Consider the following 15,898-nt stretch of genomic DNA (forward strand, 5'->3'; position numbering starts at 1 on the left):
GAATCACGGCCCTAGCGTGAAGGATATGCCGGGGTCGCGGCTTCGCGCCCCATCAACCTGCATCGCCACGAGATAAGGCGTCGGTGATACGACGAGGATGTCCATGGCCGCGCTCATCGGAACTTCGACGGCGGTCGGCGTGGGCGCAGCCCAGGGATCCCCCGCAGCCGGCGCACGAACAGCAATGGCCGCGTCACCGACGATCACTTCGGCGACGCGGGCGCGCGCGTGCCACAGGCGCTGGCCATTGACCCTGAGCACCGTCGTCGCGTTTCCTGCCACCGGTACGACCGATGTCACGGTTGGGCAAAGCTGGAGCATCGCGAGGTTGGACGAGTAGCGCCGCGTGCCTGCGATCGCCGCGCCATGTCCCAGACCGCCCTCAACGCCCTCGATGGGGTGGCCTGCGATGACCTGCACTTCGAGCGGGCCCGGCTGCAAGCGTTGCTGGGGCGGAATCGGACGCGGCAGCGGATTGTCGAGATCGGCGGGATACTGCGCATCGGGCAGCGCGATGCGTATTCGGCCGTCGGCGGTCGGGCTGACACGAATAGGATCGAGCATGCCCAGCCGCACATAAAGACGGTCGGCCAGCGCACCTTCCGACAAAATGGTGATTTCGTCGCCGATGCGCGCCCGAATCTCCCCGATCGGACCGTTCAATGCCGGCGTCACGTAGGCATCGAGAATTTCGGGGCGCCGGCGTACAGTCATGAATATGCGGCGCGTCTCCACCGGCTGCGGGCGAACCCTTGGTTCGATCGTTTCGATCTGGATCACGGTGACCTCGTAGACGACCGACCTGCGGAAGTTGGTGCCCGACACTGCCGACCAGACCTTGGTGATGTCGTCGAGGCTGGCGGGATGCAGCACGATTTTCACCCGCTCGAACTCATCGGCCAGCACCGGGTCCAGCAGCGGATCGCCAACCGTACCGGCCGCGGGGTTGACAATGGCAAGCTGATCGACGCGGTTGCCGAAGTCGTTGAACACGCGCATCGCATCGCCCAGCAGCGTTTGCGCATTGAGATCCGCGTCGGGCTGGGTCTCGATGGCGCTGTGCGTTGTCATCAAATAGCGGAGATTGAGCGATAGAGGCGGATGCCCATACGCCGCGGGACTGCCTTTTCCGGGAATCTCCTGGTTCTTGAGATTGGCGTTCTCGATCAGCTGAATCAGGTAGAGATTGACGCGGGCGCCATCGATACCGGCAACTGTGACGTCGGGTGGCGCAAGCGTCACCGAAACCGGCATCACCATGCGGTCGAGCAGCACGGTCCGAAGCGTCCGGCTGACCGCAGCGATGGCGGCGTGCGTCGCCATGCGCCCTCCTAACGCGGTTCGCCGCGTCTGGCGCGGGCGTAAGTTTCGAAGCCACGCGAACGCTGCGGCTGCGGCGCGGCAACGGGGCGTTGCGGAGGCTGCACGAATTGCACATCGATCCGGCCGACCGTAACGGCGAGCGACGGAGCACGGTTCGCCTCGGCTGCATCGATCCGCGGATCGACGGGACGCTTGCCGATGTCGGCAAACGTCAGCGCGGCCTGCTCCGCAGTGGCGACACTTCCAACTGAATCGAGGGCGGGCTGACGAGGCCGCGACGTCACCTCGGCAACAGCCGCGATATCCAACGGTTCGGCGGATTCGCTTGATCGCGAGGCGCTGACGATCGTATCCTTGGAAATCGAGACCGTGACAGCGTCCTCCGGCGATTCCATTGGTGCGATGGAACGCGATTCGGGTTCGAAGACTTGTATCGGCGCCGCTGCATCTTGCGAATGCGGCCCCCTGCGCGAGGGTATGGTCATCGGACTTGGCCGTTGGTCAAAAATGTTCTGTTCGGCAATCTCGGAACCCCCTCGTTCCAGCGGACCGGCACGCGCCGCAGAATCCGTCGCGACCATCCGGAAACTGTCTGGATGGGTTGCCTTTCTCTCGGGGCCGGCAGCCGAGATATGTTCAGCGCTTGCAGCCAGTGCGCGAGCGTGGACGGCCCCGCCGTCCGGGCCGTCCGGGCCGTCAGCGGCGGTTGCGGGTACGGCCTCGAAGCGCGAAAGCGGCCTTGGCTGAAGCGTGGCAAAACCTGGGACGGAAGCGACACGCGCGCCACGGGAAACCAGCCGCTCCGCGAAACTGCTCATGCTCCACCCTCCACGCCCGAGGCGAGTTCGAGATAGCGTTTGCGCCTAGCTAAGGGCAGCGCGAGAATATCGCGCTCGTTCCAGTGATAGGCGCGCGCCATCCGGTAGACGTCGGCATAGATGCCGGCACCCCGGTTCAACCCGGCATGGAGGACCGAGAAGGCGTCGAGGACCACCTTGGTTTCGGTTCGGCACACTGGGCAGACGATCGCGGTGGTCGACTCCGCGAAGGGGTCGAGACGCTGGAATGCGTCGGACAGCGCCGTTTCAAACGCCGCAGGCAATTCGCCCGGCGGCACCGCCGCTCCGGAGGGGTCTGTGATAGCGACAACGCAGCCGATGATGAGCGCGCGTGCCGCATCGGCCGGATTGGACAGTGCAGCTTGGGCTGCCCGCTCCTGATCGCAGCCTGACGGGAGCCTGAAGCGAATCTGCCATTCGCCTTTCGGCGTAGCCGGCCTGATCTCGTGTTCGATTTCCGCGACAGCCTCCTGGCGCCCGATGATGTCGCCGATCCACACCGGGACTTCCGAGACCGCGCCGCACCCTTCTTTCGGACAGGTCGTGACCAGATCGAGTTCCGGACCGAATGTCATCTCGCATAGCGTCAGCAGCAGGCGTTCGCGATCACCGACGACAAGCTCAGCGACCATCTCCGGGGTCACGGATTCAAGCTTGCCGATGCGCCGTGTCACCGCCGCAAGCACGGCCGTAGTGCATTCGGCCGGAGTGATCCGTACCGGGCAATCGCCGATCATGGCCTCCTCATGGCCGGTCAGTCCGCGCAATTGCGCGTCGAGGTGACGGACGCCCGCCTCCGGCAGACCATGTGCCAATAGGACGGTGGCACTTTCTCGCATCGCCGATCTCTCTCTGGCCGTTCACGAGAACGGCGCCGGAATTACGCTGGCACGATACTGGGCTCGACGGGCTCCACCACGGCGATGTCGCGTTGCCAGCCCTCGTTCTCGAGCTTGAGCGTCTGTATCGCCACGGCGTTCGCATTCGCGTCGAGATCGGGCAGCGCCTGGTACTCCGACACCCAGCAGCGAAAGACCTGGTAGGACAAAACCTTCTGTCCGGCCTCGTTGAAGACATCGATGATGACGTCCTTGCGGAAATCGGCGAGCGAGACTTCAGAGCCGAGACCGGCGCCGAAATTCCACACCTTGTTTGCCCATTGCTCGAATTCGAGATCGTGGGTGACGCCGCGCTCCAGCGAGATCGCCTCGTATTTGGTTCGCCCAGGCGATTTACGGCCAGTCGACGGGTCGCCGCCTTCGCGGTGCTCGACAACTTCCGTCGTGCGTTTCAACGCGCCGAGCTTGCTGATGCCGGCCACATAGCGGCCATCCCATTTAACCCGGAACTTGAAATTCTTGTACGGGTCGAAACGGCGCGGGTTCGCTGTGAAGGGTGCCATGACCGTTCCTCCTTACTCTGCCGTTTGCCGGGCGATCTGCTGGATCTTCAGGATGACGAATTCGGCCGGCTTCAGCGGAGCAAAACCGACCTCGATATTGACGATGCCTAGATCGATGTCGCTTTGCGTAGTCGTTTCGCTGTCGCATTTGACGAAATAGGCTTCGCGCGTTGTCGTCCCCTGGAAGGCGCCCTTGCGGAAGAGATCATGCATGAAGGCGCCGACATTAAGCCGGATCTGCGCCCATAACGGTTCATCGTTCGGTTCGAAGACAACCCATTTGGTGCCGCGATAGAGGCTTTCCTCGATGAACAGCGTGGTTCGCCGGACCGGCACATATTTCCAGTCCGACGCGATCGCATCGGCCCCGTCGAGCGTTCGGGCGCCCCAGCAGATGTTGCTGTAGACGGGGAAGTTGCGCAGGCAGTTGACGCCGAGCGGATTGAGCGTGCCGTTTTCCAGATCCGTCAACAAATAGCCGAGACTTTCGACATTCCGCAGGCGCGCGTCGGTCCCGGCTGGCGCCTTCCAGACGCCGCGCTGCGAATCGGTGCGTGCCCACAATCCGGAGATGGTGCCGCTCGACGCCATCGAGCGCGGCCGGTTGCTGTTTAGCGTGTCTACGATGTTGGTTCGGGGAAAATAGACTGCAGCATTGGGATGGCGCAGGCCCTCATTCTCCGTCAGCCATGTCTGCATCTGATCGAGTCGACGGACATCGTCCGGGATATCGACGATCAGCATCGCACGACGGGATTCGACATAGGATTCCGCCGCCGCATAGAAAGTACGCATCGTCGAGTCCGGCTGCAGCGTCGTTGCTTCCGGAACGCACAGAATGTTGAAAAGATCGATGTCCTCAAGGGCCTGGAGACCGGTGCGCGGCACCGCCGTGCCGATGAAGAAATTGATCGGTATCGGCCGGAAAGTGTCGCCGGGCGCCGGCGGGGTGCCGTCGTGACCCAGCCCCGACGTCACGGGCCTCTGCTGCTGGTCGTTTGGAACAGCGCCATTGGCAGTGGCAAGGCGGATGCCGTTGGCGCCACCGACGGTCGCTGCACCGGTAAAGACGATGCTGGTCGCCGGATCGAAAGGACGGGCGCTGCGCCCCAGCTGCACGAAGAAGCGCGCGCCATTGTTGACGGTCGAGTCGCCAACCAGCTTGACCACTGCCCCACTGAGCAATGGCTTCAGGCCGTCGGCAACGCCGATATCGTCCGCCGCACGCCGGATCGCTGCCTGCACAAAGGGCAAGAGGCCCGCGTAGCTTGTCGGCACCGGGCTGGCGCCATACTGGATAGTGCCGTTTATGACACCTGCGCCGATATTCACGTTGAAGGCGGCGTTGTTGGCCGGGATGGCTACCGGCACTGGCAACGGTCCACCCAGCGTGCCGTTCGACGCAGGCCGAAATGTCGTGACAAAGGGGTTCGGAATCGCAGCCGGGTTCAAGCCGGCGCGATCGAGCTGGACCAGCCGCGATCCCTGGTTGACCGCTTCGAGTGCGTTGTTGGCCGTGTCGGGGCGCATCGTCAGATTGCGAAACGTCTCCGTCTGCAGCACCAAGGTACGGTCCCCATCGACCCTCACCTCGCTGATCGTCAGATTGAACTGCTCTGCTGGATCGGCCGTGTCATAGTCCACGTCGAGCCGAAGCGCATTGGCCCAGGCTCCGGGGTTTTCGGCGCTCTGGCCGCGGATGCGATGTCCGGCGCGCGCCCGAAAGATCTGAACGGCGCCGCCGGGTACCGTCGTGAGGATTATCTCCGCCGAGCGTGCGTTCGTCGGCGGCACAGCGGCATTGCCGGTGACAGTGTCGGCGATGCGAACCGCCCAGGCTTCCGTACCGCCGTTGAGGAAGAATTGCTGGATCGCATAGGATGTTTCGCTGTTTCGATCGAGCCCGCCATATTCGCGCTCGAGATCAGCCATGCTCAGAAGCTGGACTGCCTCGTCCAGCAGGCCTTTTCGGAACGTCCCGACGAATGCGGCAATCGAAGTCGCCACCCCGGCTACCGGTCTGACGCCGCTTGGAATTTCCTCAATATATACGCCGGGATAAGTCGGATGAACGGGCATGACATCCTCCAGGAAACGAGGTTTGCCATCCGCCTGCGCTCGAATGAGCAGCACAACAACTGCGCCCCCCTTACAGTGCGCAGGCTGTGGGTCAATATTCGTCTGCCGACGATCTATTGGATATATGCCGATACATTACACGCCGCCTGCGGAATGTCCAGCATCCAATGCATGCGATCAATGATGAGTTATATGCGGCACACAATTCTGTTCGATCAACGACGATCTAAATTTTTACCTATCCTTAACCACGTTGTTTTCTTACACGATAACAACTTTCGAACGCTCCACCCATCCACCAAAAGCCGCTCCCATAGAAAGTAACCACGCCTATTCCCGTGGCAGTATGAGAGGCCATAGGGACCTATATACGAGTGTATGGCCTTTTGCCGGCTCCGTGGACTCCGGGTTTAGGACTGAAGAGGGAACCGGAATTTAAGGGGCCCACTGGCAGTTTTGCGCGAAAGTGGGATGACAACCGGCCAGCCTTTCAGTAGCGACCCTTCTCCCACTCCCAATCCCCTGCCCCAGTCTGGGCCGCACAGCAACTCCCTTGAGTGTCTTGGCGTTCACCAGCGCGAGGTGATATGGCAGCACCTTGCTTCACTGTGCGTTGTCGTGATCCAGCGTGATTGAGCGTGATGCACAACCATCCCACTCGACCTCTTTCGATCACGCTAGATCACGCCACTACCCATTGAATCATATAAATTTTCTGACTTGTCGTATTGCGGGATATCATGGCATATTGGGGTCGGTTTTTAGGGGGATCGCGAGCCCTTTTGACCCCAGTCGCCGACCCCTGCTACCCGTCTGGCGACCCCACTTGGAAGCCAATGGCACGAGGTGAGGTAAAAATCTGGATAGGCGGCGCCGGATGTCCTCCGACGAACCGTCAATTTGCGGAGCCGCGATGGCGATGCGGCCGCCTCATCAAGCCTCATCTGCGGTTGATTTGCGGCGCCCGTCGCCTCAAGTGCGTTGTTCTTTCCCGGCGATCCCACATAGCGGCCCCAACCGCCGCACTACACAGATTCGTGATCCGTGGAGATCTGAGCCGCCGTAACCTCCGCGGGTACTGTCGCGAACCTCCAGAAGAACCGCCGGACGTCGGCTTTTTCGAGGTCCACGCCGAAAACTACATGGGGGCCGGCGGGCCACCGCACCGCTACCTCGCGGCGGTGAGCGAGCGTTATCCGCTATCGTTGCACGGCGTCGGTCTGTCGATCGGCGCGGCCAAGCCCCTTGACCAAGACCATTTGAGGCGCCTGAAAGACCTGATCGCCCGCTACCAGCCGGGCCTTTTCTCCGAGCACCTTGCATGGTCGAGTCATGGCGATGTGTTTCTGAATGATCTCCTGCCGACGCCCTACACGAGGGAAACGCTCCAGCGCATCGCCTCACACATCGACGAGGTGCAGGAAACGCTAGGCCGCCAGATGCTGCTGGAAAATCCTTCTACCTACATCGCCTTTGCCGAAAGCACCTATGCCGAACCTGATTTCATCGCCGAAGTGCAGCGCCGCACCGGCTGCGGACTGCTGCTCGACGTGAGCAACGTCCATGTCGCTTCGACCAATCAGCAGTGGGACCCGTTCGCTTATATCAATGCCTACCCGCTCGGCGCCGTGCAGGAAATACATCTTGCCGGCTTCACGCCGGAAATCGATGAGAAACAGAGGCCACTGCTCATCGACACCCACAACCGGCCGGTCGACCCCATGGTTTGGCAGCTCTACGCCTACGCGATCGATAAACTCGGCCCCACGCCGACGCTGATCGAATGGGATGCCGATTTGCCGTCATGGAACGAGCTGCACGCCGAGGCCATGCGAGCCGAAGTGTATATGAAGTCTCACGCGCCACGGCAGGAGATGCGCCTTGCAACGACTGGCTGAACGGCAACAGGAGTTCGCCCTGGCCCTGCTCGATGCTGCTCGCGCCGCGCCGCGGGGCCTCGTGGGGCCCGATGGTTTACCAAGTCTGCGCCGCTTTGCGGTCTATCGCAACAATGTCGTGGCCGGCCTGATCGAGACACTGAAGGAAAACTACCCGGCGGTTCACCGCATCGTCGGGGATGAATTCTTCCGTGCCATGACGGGGCAATTCGTAACTGCCAATCCGCCGCAGTCGCCCATCATGTTGGGCTACGGCGCAGGCTTCCCCGAATTCATCGATGGGTTCGATCCTGCGGCGGCACTCCCCTATCTCGCCGACGTGGCGAGGATCGAACGCGCGTGGATCGGGGCCTATCATGCGGCCGAAGCGGAGCCGCTTTCCGCCGATGATCTCCTCACAATCGATCAGGACCGTCTGGCCCTAGTCCGGCTGGCGCTCCATCCTTCGCTCCGGGTGACGCAATCGCGGTTTCCCGCCCTCACCATCTGGCGCATGAACGTTGCTGGCGGCGAGCCCGGAGCTGTCGATCTCGAAGCCGGTGGCGAGGATGCCCTCATCATCCGCTCGAGCGCCGAAGTTGTAGTGAACCAACTGCCGATGGGAGCTGCGGCCCTCGTCAGGACCCTGGGTGCCGGTAGGCCAGTGGTGGCCGCGGCTATCGCCGCACTCGAAGCCACACCGTACTTCGATCTCAGGACGATTTTGGCCGGACTGATAGAAGCCGGCGCCTTCATCGGTTGGAGCCTCGAACAGGATACCGGAGGTGCACCATCATGATTTCGGCGCCGGAACTGGTCCGTACACTGACGAGGTGGCTTTCTTCTGCCGCCATGGCTTCGGCGCCACTGTTTCTGCGAGCAGCACTCGCTGTGCCGTTTTTCCGCTCCGGCCTCACCCGCTGGGACGGCTTCCTTCAACTTTCGGACATCGCCATCTATCTGTTCGAAGAGGAGTTCAAACTGCACATCTTCGGTGCCGAATATGGTTTCCCCATGCCCGATGCCGTGGCCTTTCTCGTTGCAACCGCCGAACTCACTTTGCCGGTGCTGCTGGTACTGGGCCTTGCCACCCGCTTCGCCGCCCTGGCAATGCTCGTCATGACCAGCGTCATCCAGCTTGTGGTGCCCGATGGCTGGGCCAACTTCCATCTACCCTGGGCCGCCATGGCAATCTCCATCATTGCCCTTGGCGCGGGGCCTATTTCCCTTGACCGGATGGTCGTGCGACGATTTGCTTCGGAGGCGTATGGGCAATGACCACCCCTCCTGTGTTGAAGCTTGTGAGAGGGGGAGCTGCTCCTCCGCCGCAGGTGCGGGAGCTGGATTGGTCGATCCTCATGGCAAGAGCGCAGGACGGCGATGCCAATGCCTACCGGCGGCTCCTCGAGAGCATCACACCATATCTCCGCGCCCACGCCGCGCGCTGTCACCGCAACCCCAGCGACGTCGAGGACGCGGTGCAGGATATACTGCTCACCCTGCACGCTGCGCGTGCGACCTACGATCCGGCGCGGCCCTTCGGTCCCTGGCTCACGGCCATTGCCAGACGCAGACTGATCGACCGACTGCGCCGCCAGGGCCGCCGCCGGGCCCTCGAAACGGAATCTGAGCCTAACTATGAAACCTTTGCCGATCCGTCCGCGAACCTTGAGGACATGACGAATATCCATGACATCACTGCTGCCCTCGACCGCCTTCCCTCCAGACAGCGCGAAGCCGTGCGGCTCACCAAGATCGAAGGACTGTCGCTGAAGGAGGCCTCGGCGGCGAGCGGTATGACCGTGGCGGCGCTCAAGATCGCCACCCACCGTGCCATCCGGCGTCTGCGGCAATTCTTCTCAGGCGGGAGCGAAACATGATCCCCACGGATGATCTCATCTCCGCGCTTGCGACCAATCTGAGGCCGGTCAGGCGGCTCCGTCCGCCACTGCTGCGCGCCACCGGTTTCTTGCTCCTGGCGGCATTGATCCTCGTCATGATCGCCGCTGCCCATGGCTGGCGGCCAGGCCTCTTCGTTCGCCTGGTCGAGATCCGCTTCGCCTTGAGCCTCACGGGGGCTGTCTTCACCGGTATCCTTGCCGCAGTCGCGGCATTCCTCATCTGCCTTCCCGGCCGTTCGCGTCACTGGCTGTGGCTGCCCTTTCCGGCACTCACCCTTTGGCTTTCCTCGATCGGCTATCAGTGCCTGAGATTCTGGACCCCGATGGTTCCCGGCAGCGCGCCTCCCGGTGAGACGGCCTCTTGCATTGCCACGTTGGTGCTGACCACCCTGCCTTTGTCGCTCGCCTTGGCCCTCATGCTGCGCCATGCAGCCAGTTTCAACCCGGCGCCAGTGATCTTCGCCGCAAGTCTTTCCGTCGCTGGTATCACCGCAGCAGCGCTGACCCTTTTCCATCCACTCGACGCCAGCGTCGAGATTCTGATGTTCAATCTCGGCACCGGATTGTTGATCGTGTTGTCGGGCGGCGCCATCAACCTATTCGTCTCGAACCGCGTAGGAAGGCCGGCATGAGCAGACCATTGATCGTCGACAATTCAAAGACATCGCGGGCTGCGCTGTCGCTCGCTCTCGGCGGGCTCTCGGCAGGTCTCCTCGCCTCCGCCTGCTGTGTCGTTCCCCTCGCCTTCGCTCTCGTAGGAATTAGTGGCGCCTGGATCGCGCGCCTCACCGCGCTGGCGCCTTACCAGCCATATTTCCTCACGCTCGCAGCCGTCTCCATCGGTCTTGGATTCTGGCGCTACCGCCGCAGCGAGGCCGCTTGCCTTCCGGGCTCGCTTTGCGCCAGTCCCGTCTATCGCCGTTCCACCCGTTTCATCCTGTTGGCCGCGAGCCTCATTGCGGCGTCAGCGGCCGCTGTCGATGTCTTCGGACGGCTCAATTTGTAGGAGATCCCGCCATGCGCATCGTCATTGCAGTTGTTGCGCTGCTTCTTGCCGCCTTGCCTGCCGCCGCAGCACAGCGCACCGCCACATTCTCAGTGCCCGACATGACCTGTCCGCTCTGCCCGATCACCGTTGCAACCGCGATCAGGCACCTCGACGGCATTGTCTCGGTTTCAACCGATGTCAGTACCAAGACTGCAACGGTTGTCTTCGACGATGGCAAGACGAGCACTGCCGCGATCGCCGATGCTTCCGCCAATGCCGGCTATGCAGCAGCCTTGGTAAATGAGCAATGACCGACCTCATCAGCACCATCACCTGTCCATCCTGCGGCCACCGCAGGACCGAGACAATGCCTACCGATGCCTGCCGGTATTTCTACGAATGCGAAAGCTGCAAGACTCTGCTCAAGCCTCTAACGGGAGATTGCTGCGTATTCTGCTCCTACGGCGATCATCCCTGTCCGCCGAAACAGGGAGAGCTGCAGTCCGGCGCGGCGGGCCAGCATCGTTGCTGCTGAGGTTTATGACGTTGAAATCTCTCAGCGGCGGCAGGCTCCAGGTCTTTTTGAACGTCGCGGGGGGGGGTCATCGGAGTGCTCTGGTGAAGGCATAGTGCTCATCTTCATCGGTCGTGGCCCGCCACTTCACAACAGAACTGCGGACGCCGGCAGCCGCCGATTGCATGGGCCACGCGCATGGCAAGATCACTGCCACCCTTCTGGCTTGCAGGTTAACCCTGAGGTGGCAAGCGATGGCTTCGGGGGTGACGCGCTCAATGATGCTCGGCAACGCGATCCCCTGAGCTGCCTCGTCTCGAAGCAGGGAGCGGACTGCGTCGGCGATCTCTTCGCGCCCGCCGTAAGCGACCGCAATCGTCAGCGTCAGGGAATCGTATTGCGCAGTCGCCGCTTCCGCCATTCGAATGGCAGCGATGACCGATCCCGGTAGGATGTCGAGTCTGCCGATCGCCCGCACCCGGATACGTTGTCGATGCGTGAGCGGATCGCTGGCAAGAGCGGCGATCTTGGACTCGACTGCCGCGAGAATCCCAGAAATTTCCTCGGGCGAACGTTTGAGATTCTCCGTCGAGAATACCCAGAGCGTGACAGTAGGGATCTGCAACTCGGCACACCAACTAAGCACGTCGTCGAGCTTCTCAGCACCGCGCCGATAAATCTCGTTGAAATCCTGCAGTCCTCGTTGACGTCCATGGCGCCTGTTGCCGTCCAGGATGAAACCGACATGGCGTGGGAATACCCGTCCCCGAATTTGGCGCAGCAGCCGACGCTCGTAGACCCAGTATAGCAGGCTGACAAATCGCCACTTGCCATTACTTTCCTCGGACTTGGCGTTTTGCTCTGCGGTCATATGCGGATTATCCGCCTTTCTCTGCCGGACGGTACCCCCACAGCCAGGGATTCCAACGTAACTCCTGTCGCACCTCCCAGCCGAGCGAGCCCAATCAAGACGCTACGGCACGGCTGATCAGACCGGGGCATTCCGCTCCTGTCTTATTTATAGCTGAACGCCGCCGACACAGGCTTATTTCATGAAACTTTACATTGCGAACCAGACGGTTCCGGCGAGAAGGGTTATCGGCGTCAGCGGCAGCCCGACCTTGAAGAAGGCGCCGAAACCGAGCGGCGTGCCGGCGGCGCGCGTCTGCTCGACGACGATGAGGTTGGCGACCGATCCCAGCAGCGTAAAATTTCCCGCCAGCGTCGAACTCATCGCGACGACCAGCTAGGCCCGGCCGGGGTTCTTCAGGCCGGGCACGAAAGGCGACGCTCGCCGCCGCCGGTATCGGCGTCATGAAGTTCGAGCGGGCATACTTCACCATGCCCTCGACCATGCCTATCGTTCCCCTTGGCGGGAGCGTACTAGACGAAGAAGCTCTTTGATCAGTGATCCCACAATATCTCCTGGAGCATTTCCTCGACCGAGTACGGCGAAATTCCAAGTTCTCCAAATCCCGGCATCTCCGGCGATGACATGTTGTCGACCTGCATCAGTTCCACTTGATTCCGAGTGACGGGCGGGCTCGGGAGCATTTCGGCGAACCAAGCCAGCGCGTGCCAAGCGGCAAATGGGATTGGAATCAGTTTGGGCTTAAGACCGGCTTCGTGCGCGACGACTTTGAGAAATTCCTCGTAAGAGTAGACGCGAGGGCCGCCGCACTCGAATGTGATCGCATGCGTTTCCGTACCCTGCAGCGCCCTTGCGGTCGCCTCCGCCACATCTTCCACATAGGCCGGCTGCAATCTCGTCAGGCCGCGGCCGAACATCGGATAGATTGGAAGCCGGCCGAGCAGCTTGAGGATGGTGGTGAGGAACGCGTCGTCCGGCCCGAACATCACTGCGGGGCGGATGAGTGTGGCGTCTGCAAACGCGGCCCGGACCGCCAGTTCGCCTTCGCCACGGTTGCGGATATAGAGCGAGGGCGAGGCAGCGTCGGAGCCGATTCCTGAAACGTGAACGAGCCGTTCGGTTCCGGCTAGGTGTGCTTGAGCTGCTACCCGTTGGGCAGACTCGACGTGCACGGAATGAAACGTCTCCCGTCCGTGCTCGACGTAAAGACTGACCGCATTTACAACACCAAAAGTGCCGGCAAGGGCATCGGCGACCGACCGCTCGTCGTGAATGTTGGCCGCGACCGATTGAAGTTGCGGATCGTCAAGAGCGAACAGCCTGTGCCCCCGATCCGGATGCCTTGATGCAATCCGAACGGAAAACCCGCGCTTGCAGAGATGCCGAACGACGCGGCGGCCGAGAAAGCCGGTTCCGCCGAAAACGGTTACAATGCGATCGTTCATGGCCGTCGTGGCTCAAATTCGCCAGCTTATGTCGAGCTGTCTCGGCCGTAAGGTTCAGGTCACGTGAACAGCACGCCTACTGACCACTATCTATCACCTGGGCTACCTCGTACAGATTGGGATCGATCTCGTCCGTTAGCTGATCGAAGTGGTCCCACTCCTTGCGGAATTCCGGCGATTTATGAGCCGATCGCAAGAGATCGCGACTCTGCCATTGGATGTAGTTGACGATGCGACGCCCGTCGAGGCTGCGATGCAGGCTGACGGAGATGAACCCGGGCTGGCGCGCCATGAAGCGGGCCCGCTCAGTCATCAATGACAACGCCTCGGCCTGCTTTCCCGGCTCGGGCTCGATAACCGTGATCTGAGTTACGGGCTGATTGTCGGTTCGGATGTGTGGCATAAACGACCTCGCTTGATTGGCAATGGATTTTGCCGTGTCACCGCTGGCGGTCGAGGGGCTGGCCCGAGCGATCGAACACCCGATCGATCTTGCTCGCCATGATGAAATCGTTCTCGTGCAGTCCTTTTATCTTCTTGGTGCTCAGGGAAACCGTCACATAACCCCAGCCGAAGCTGACGTCGGGGTGATGGCTTTCGGTTTCGGCGAGCTCACCGATCTCCTGAACAAGGGCGAGCGCGTCCCGGAAATTGCGGCATCGAAAGCTCCGCTGGATGCGGTGGGCATCGTCATCCAGCTCCCAATCGGGAGCCTGAGCCTGGAAGCGTTGGGCTTCATCACGCGTGAGCGGCGGGACGCCGCCGCGACAAGGCGTACATGTTTTCTCGGCAAGAGTGTCGGTCATGTTCTTGTCTCCACGACCATTTTTAGTAGCAAAAACGACAGCGACGAGCTATCGATCGATCTCCCCGAACACGATGTCGAGCGAACTGATGATCGCCGAGATATCGGCGAGCATGTGCCCGCGTCGCTGGCCTTCCGTCGTCCTGGCTATAGTTTCAGGCGCCGCTCAGTAGTCCATTCCGCCCATTCCGCCCATACCTCCTGCGCCACCCATAGCTGGCGCATCCTTCCGCGGAATGTCCGCGACCATTACCTCGGCGGTGATCAGAAGCCCGGCGATGGAACCGGCGTCCTCAAGGGCCGTTCGAACAACCTTGGCGGGATCGACGATGCCGGCTTGGACCATGTCGACGTAACGCTCGGTCTGCGCATCGAAGCCCTGATTGGGGTCCTTTGTGTCCATCAGTTTTCCCACGACGATCGAACCTTCGACGCCGGAATTCTCGGCAATCTGCCGGATGGGGGCCTCAAGCGCTCTCAGCACAATCGAAATACCTGCCGTCATGTCAGCATTCGCGCCAGTAAGCTCAGTCAAAACTGCCTTGGCGCGCAAAAGCGCAACACCGCCGCCGGCAACGATGCCTTCCTCCACGGCCGCGCGCGTGGCGTTCAGCGCGTCGTCGATGCGGTCCTTCTTTTCCTTGACTTCCGTCTCGGTCGCGCCGCCGACGCGAATGACGGCAACGCCGCCGGCCAGCTTCGCCAGCCGCTCCTGGAGTTTCTCCTTGTCGTAATCCGAGGTCGTTTCCTCGATCTGCAACTTGATCTGCTGGACGCGCGCCTGGATGGTGGCTTTCTCGCCGGCGCCGTCGATGATCGTGGTCGTATCCTTCTCGATGAGCACGCGCTTGGCTCGGCCGAGCATGTCGATCGTGACGTTCTCCAGTTTGATGCCGAGATCCTCGGAAATCATCTGGCCGGCGGTGAGCACCGCGATGTCTTCCAGCATCGCCTTGCGGCGGTCGCCGAAGCCCGGCGCCTTGACCGCCGCGACCTTGAGGCCGCCCCGCAGCTTGTTGACCACCAGTGTCGCCAGCGCTTCGCCTTCGACGTCCTCGGAGATGATCAGCAGCGGCTTGCCGCTTTGCACGACCGCTTCGAGGATCGGCAGCAGCGCCTGCAGGTTGCCGAGCTTCTTTTCATGGATGAGGACGTAAGGGTCCTCCATCTCGACGCGCATCTTTTCGGCATTGGTGACGAAGTAGGGCGAGAGATAGCCACGGTCGAACTGCATGCCCTCGACGACGTCGAGTTCGGTGTCGGCGGTCTTGGCTTCCTCCACCGTAATGACGCCTTCATTGCCGACCTTCTTCATCGCGTTGGCGATCATCTCGCCAACCGTTGCGTCGCCATTGGCGGCGATCGTACCGACTTGGGCGATCTCGTCCGATGACTTGACCTTCTTGGCGCGGGCTTGGATGTCCTTGACCACTGCGGCAACAGCGAGGTCGATGCCGCGTTTCAAATCCATCGGATTCATACCGGCGGCCACGAACTTCGTTCCTTCACGCAGGATGGACGCGGCAAGCACGGTCGCGGTCGTGGTGCCGTCGCCGGCGATGTCGTTGGTTTTCGAAGCAACCTCACGCACCATTTGCGCGCCCATGTTCTCGAACTTGTCAGCAAGCTCGATTTCCTTGGCGACGGCAACGCCGTCCTTGGTAATACGCGGCGCGCCATAGGCCTTGTCGATGACGACGTTGCGGCCCTTCGGGCCGAGCGTCACCTTGACGGCGTTATTCAGAATCTCGACGCCGCGCAGCATCCGGTCGCGGGCATCGGTAGCGAATTTGATTTCCTTGGCAGACACGATTTTACGTCCAGTTCAGTCTTGAAATTGCGGGATCGGAAATC

18 protein-coding genes and 2 pseudogenes are annotated in these 15,898 nt (G+C 61.6%); 8 read left to right on the plus strand and 12 right to left on the minus strand.

Features of this window, described 5'->3' with window-relative positions:
- Positions 1 to 3: 3 nt before the first annotated feature.
- From ACSQ3Z_RS19290 to ACSQ3Z_RS19310, 5 genes are all read right to left on the minus strand, one after another.
- Entirely contained in the window at positions 4 to 1,323 is a 1,320-nt protein-coding gene (locus tag ACSQ3Z_RS19290; RefSeq protein ID WP_436172894.1) for a DUF4255 domain-containing protein, read from the minus strand.
- An 8-nt stretch (positions 1,324 to 1,331) separates the two neighbouring features.
- A complete protein-coding gene (locus tag ACSQ3Z_RS19295) occupies positions 1,332 to 1,718 on the minus strand; it encodes a hypothetical protein (protein ID WP_436172895.1) in 387 nt (128 codons plus the stop codon).
- A 419-nt stretch (positions 1,719 to 2,137) separates the two neighbouring features.
- Positions 2,138 to 3,001: a hypothetical protein gene (locus ACSQ3Z_RS19300; protein WP_436172896.1), complete on the minus strand. Its 864-nt coding sequence runs from the start codon at positions 2,999 to 3,001 to the stop codon at positions 2,138 to 2,140.
- Between the two features lie 41 nt (positions 3,002 to 3,042).
- On the minus strand, positions 3,043 to 3,564 hold the full coding sequence (locus ACSQ3Z_RS19305) for a phage tail protein (RefSeq protein ID WP_436172897.1): 522 nt from the start codon (positions 3,562 to 3,564) through the stop codon (positions 3,043 to 3,045).
- A gap of 12 nt (positions 3,565 to 3,576) precedes the next feature.
- Positions 3,577 to 5,643: a phage tail sheath family protein gene (locus ACSQ3Z_RS19310; protein ID WP_436172898.1), complete on the minus strand. Its 2,067-nt coding sequence runs from the start codon at positions 5,641 to 5,643 to the stop codon at positions 3,577 to 3,579.
- A gap of 1,097 nt (positions 5,644 to 6,740) precedes the next feature.
- Between ACSQ3Z_RS19310 and bufB the strand changes: the two are divergent.
- The 8 genes and pseudogenes from bufB to ACSQ3Z_RS19350 all read left to right on the plus strand — a co-directional run.
- Positions 6,741 to 7,541, plus strand: a pseudogene (gene bufB, locus ACSQ3Z_RS19315) (MNIO family bufferin maturase); the annotation flags it as partial.
- Positions 7,525 to 8,319 (plus strand): HvfC/BufC family peptide modification chaperone, encoded by a 795-nt coding sequence (locus tag ACSQ3Z_RS19320; protein WP_436172899.1) that lies wholly within the window; start codon positions 7,525 to 7,527, stop codon positions 8,317 to 8,319. The pseudogene bufB and the gene ACSQ3Z_RS19320, both read left to right, overlap by 17 nt.
- Positions 8,316 to 8,798: a DoxX family protein gene (locus ACSQ3Z_RS19325; protein WP_436172900.1), complete on the plus strand. Its 483-nt coding sequence runs from the start codon at positions 8,316 to 8,318 to the stop codon at positions 8,796 to 8,798. The genes ACSQ3Z_RS19320 and ACSQ3Z_RS19325 overlap by 4 nt, the downstream gene beginning before the upstream one ends.
- Entirely contained in the window at positions 8,795 to 9,400 is a 606-nt protein-coding gene (locus ACSQ3Z_RS19330; RefSeq protein ID WP_436172901.1) for a sigma-70 family RNA polymerase sigma factor, read from the plus strand. The genes ACSQ3Z_RS19325 and ACSQ3Z_RS19330 overlap by 4 nt, the downstream gene beginning before the upstream one ends.
- Positions 9,397 to 10,053: an NrsF family protein gene (locus ACSQ3Z_RS19335; RefSeq protein WP_436172902.1), complete on the plus strand. Its 657-nt coding sequence runs from the start codon at positions 9,397 to 9,399 to the stop codon at positions 10,051 to 10,053. The genes ACSQ3Z_RS19330 and ACSQ3Z_RS19335 overlap by 4 nt, the downstream gene beginning before the upstream one ends.
- Positions 10,050 to 10,427, plus strand: a complete 378-nt coding sequence (locus tag ACSQ3Z_RS19340) for a mercuric transporter MerT family protein (protein ID WP_436172903.1) — start codon at positions 10,050 to 10,052, stop codon at positions 10,425 to 10,427. The genes ACSQ3Z_RS19335 and ACSQ3Z_RS19340 overlap by 4 nt, the downstream gene beginning before the upstream one ends.
- A gap of 11 nt (positions 10,428 to 10,438) precedes the next feature.
- A complete protein-coding gene (locus ACSQ3Z_RS19345; RefSeq protein WP_436172904.1) occupies positions 10,439 to 10,720 on the plus strand; it encodes a heavy-metal-associated domain-containing protein in 282 nt (93 codons plus the stop codon).
- Complete coding sequence (locus ACSQ3Z_RS19350; RefSeq protein ID WP_436172905.1) at positions 10,717 to 10,944, plus strand: GDCCVxC domain-containing (seleno)protein; 228 nt, start codon at positions 10,717 to 10,719, stop codon at positions 10,942 to 10,944. Before ACSQ3Z_RS19345 ends, ACSQ3Z_RS19350 begins: the two co-directional genes overlap by 4 nt.
- 67 nt (positions 10,945 to 11,011) lie before the next feature.
- On the opposite strand, the gene uppS is transcribed toward ACSQ3Z_RS19350, so the two are convergent.
- The 7 genes and pseudogenes from uppS to groL form a co-directional block, all read right to left on the minus strand.
- Entirely contained in the window at positions 11,012 to 11,794 is a 783-nt protein-coding gene (gene uppS / locus ACSQ3Z_RS19355; protein ID WP_436172906.1) for a polyprenyl diphosphate synthase, read from the minus strand.
- Positions 11,795 to 11,983: 189 nt separating this feature from the next.
- A complete protein-coding gene (locus ACSQ3Z_RS19360; protein WP_436172907.1) occupies positions 11,984 to 12,157 on the minus strand; it encodes a hypothetical protein in 174 nt (57 codons plus the stop codon).
- A gap of 170 nt (positions 12,158 to 12,327) precedes the next feature.
- Positions 12,328 to 13,239: a complex I NDUFA9 subunit family protein gene (locus tag ACSQ3Z_RS19365; protein ID WP_436172908.1), complete on the minus strand. Its 912-nt coding sequence runs from the start codon at positions 13,237 to 13,239 to the stop codon at positions 12,328 to 12,330.
- Positions 13,240 to 13,315: 76 nt separating this feature from the next.
- Positions 13,316 to 13,642: an antibiotic biosynthesis monooxygenase family protein gene (locus tag ACSQ3Z_RS19370; protein ID WP_436172909.1), complete on the minus strand. Its 327-nt coding sequence runs from the start codon at positions 13,640 to 13,642 to the stop codon at positions 13,316 to 13,318.
- A gap of 37 nt (positions 13,643 to 13,679) precedes the next feature.
- Complete coding sequence (locus tag ACSQ3Z_RS19375; protein WP_436172910.1) at positions 13,680 to 14,045, minus strand: 4a-hydroxytetrahydrobiopterin dehydratase; 366 nt, start codon at positions 14,043 to 14,045, stop codon at positions 13,680 to 13,682.
- 48 nt (positions 14,046 to 14,093) lie between these two features.
- Positions 14,094 to 14,168: pseudogene (locus ACSQ3Z_RS19380) on the minus strand (hypothetical protein); the annotation flags it as partial.
- Between the two features lie 42 nt (positions 14,169 to 14,210).
- Entirely contained in the window at positions 14,211 to 15,854 is a 1,644-nt protein-coding gene (groL, locus tag ACSQ3Z_RS19385) for a chaperonin GroEL (RefSeq protein ID WP_436172911.1), read from the minus strand.
- Between the last annotated feature and the right edge of the window lie 44 nt (positions 15,855 to 15,898).

The organism is Mesorhizobium sp. LjNodule214, from assembly GCF_964252735.1.
Taxonomy (GTDB): Bacteria; Pseudomonadota; Alphaproteobacteria; order Rhizobiales; family Rhizobiaceae; genus Mesorhizobium.